1 protein-coding gene and 1 pseudogene are annotated in these 2,064 nt (G+C 58.6%); both read left to right on the plus strand.

What is annotated here, in order from left to right:
• Window positions 1-425 precede the first annotated feature (425 nt).
• A complete protein-coding gene (locus IE243_RS24085; protein ID WP_373301739.1) occupies window positions 426-674 on the plus strand; it encodes a DUF5681 domain-containing protein in 249 nt (82 codons plus the stop codon).
• Window positions 675-1,263: 589 nt separating this feature from the next.
• Window positions 1,264-2,005: pseudogene (locus tag IE243_RS22640) on the plus strand (ISL3 family transposase); the annotation flags it as partial.
• Window positions 2,006-2,064: the final 59 nt, after the last annotated feature.

The raw sequence follows: 2,064 nt of genomic DNA on the forward strand, positions 1-2,064 counted from the left end.
TCATAAGAATGAACTGTTCGCTACGGCTTGAACGGTACTGTGAGACAGTTGCCCCAAAAGCTACGCTGCCAGTCAGACCCGAACCAAACAAGTCGGAAGACCCCGGATGGTTCCAAACGCTATATGCAACACTGTTATGATTTTTTGTGAGTATAATTACACACGAGATTGATACATTGTTATATTTGGAAATTTTACGGTGGAGACATGCTCCATAAATCCAACAATGAGCTTGCGCTTTATGCCGTCATCATTGCCATAGGCATAGGGATCATTTTTTTAGCCTCCTAGGTATTTGCAGCACGAGCTTTTCGTCGCAGCTTTAGTCGCTCAGTGCCAAATGCGGGCCAAATTCAGGGCGCCACTGCAGCATTAAAATGCTATAAGTTTATCGTGTTATAGCGCTTGCGATCGACGGATCGGGGATGGCGGCAAACAGTACGAGTTTCAGGAAGAGCGGAAATCCTGCTGGCAAGCCGCGTCGATCGCGCCACCGCACCACACGGGCGATTGACGAATTGCTCGCGGGTGAGGCCGGGAGAATCACGCATAAGGCAATCGAGATGGCTTGTGGTGGTGACACCGTGGCCTTGCGTCTTTGCCTCGAACGTCTGGCGCCTCCCAGAAAAGACCGGCCCGTCCCCCTTCGCTCTACCGCCCATCGAAAACATTGAGGATCTGAGCCGGGTGACCTCTGCGCTCATTACCGCTGTGGCTGAAGGCGAGCTGCCTCCCATAGAGGCGGCTGAACTCAGCAAGCTGGTGGACGCGCACATCAAGGCCATAGAGGTCACTGACCTGAATGTACACACGCACCACTGCTGCCGCAGCAGAGGGGCGAAAGACTGAAGGGGAACCCACACGCGAGCTGAGGACTTGGCTCCATAGAACCCCAAGGAGCCATGCCATGAACCAGCAGCCCCCGGCCGAACCGCCAATATCGATCCCACCCGCGCCAGATACCCCGGCGCAACCACCCACGCCGCCAGAGGGGCCTCATCCTGAAGAGCCGGCTGGCGTTCCGGTAAAGGAGCCAATCCCCGTTCCGCAGGAGCCAATTCAAATACCCCCTCAGACGCCGCTGGAAATTCCGCAGCAACAGGCACAGGGAGGTTTGCAACAGCCAAGGCCGGGTTTGCATGACCCTCTGCGAAAGAGACCGATGTCAAAGGAGAAGTCTACCGCGCGGCGATTTTCCTGGCAGCGTTGATAGCCGGCCCGAATGTGAACGGCGGGGCGAAGTTTGTCGCCGAGGATCAGCGGATGCGAAATCAATTTCAGCGCGCGGGCCTCGCTCCGGAAGGCTTCGTCGTAGATGGGGTTGAGGTTGTCGGGGGTGCGTTAGAAATTCTGTTACGATCGCGTCAGATTGCAGGAACCTGCCCAGATTGCGGGCGGCAAAGCCGCCGGGTTCAGAGCCGATACACACGGCGCCGGCCGACCTGCCTCTGGGCGGCCGGCGGGTGATGCTGACGATCATGGCGCGTCGTCTCTGGTGCGATGCTGTCCTGTGTGGCCGGCGGATCTTTTGCGAGCGGTTCGGCGACAACGTGCTGGCCCGCCATGGTCGGCGCACCCAGCGACTGGAGATAATCGTTCACCATCTCGGCCTGGCGCTCGGCGGCCGACCTGCCGCAGCATTTGCCAATCGCCTTATGGCGCCGGTGAGCAATGACGCACTGCTGCGGGTGGTGCGTCGGCGTATGTGCGATCGAAACGATGGCCTCCCGGTCATCGGCATTGATGATTTTGCCTTCAGGCGCGGCCAGACCTATGGGACAATCATTTGCGACCTTGAGCGTCGGAGGCCTGTCACCCTGTTGCCAGATCGTGCGTTGGATACATCCCGGTCATGGCTCGCCGGGCATCCGTCGATCTCAATCGTCGCCCGCGATCGTGGTGGGGGTTATGGGAGGCCATCGCAAAGGCCTTGCCTGATGCTGGACAGGTCGCCGACCGCTGGCATCTTATGGAGAATTCCAGCCGGGCCTGTCTTGATGCGGTCTGCGTGTTCCACGGGATGGTGGGCACTGATTCCACCGGATGATGGGCGCGCGTTCCACG

It is taken from the genome of Camelimonas fluminis (assembly GCF_014656355.1).
Taxonomy (GTDB): domain Bacteria; phylum Pseudomonadota; class Alphaproteobacteria; order Rhizobiales; family Beijerinckiaceae; genus Camelimonas; species Camelimonas fluminis.

What these genes read in the sequence shown, in the direction of transcription:
- IE243_RS24085 (WP_373301739.1), top strand. Translation starts at nt 426, where the DNA reads ATGGCGGCAAACAGTACGAGTTTCAGGAAGAGCGGAAATCCTGCTGGC.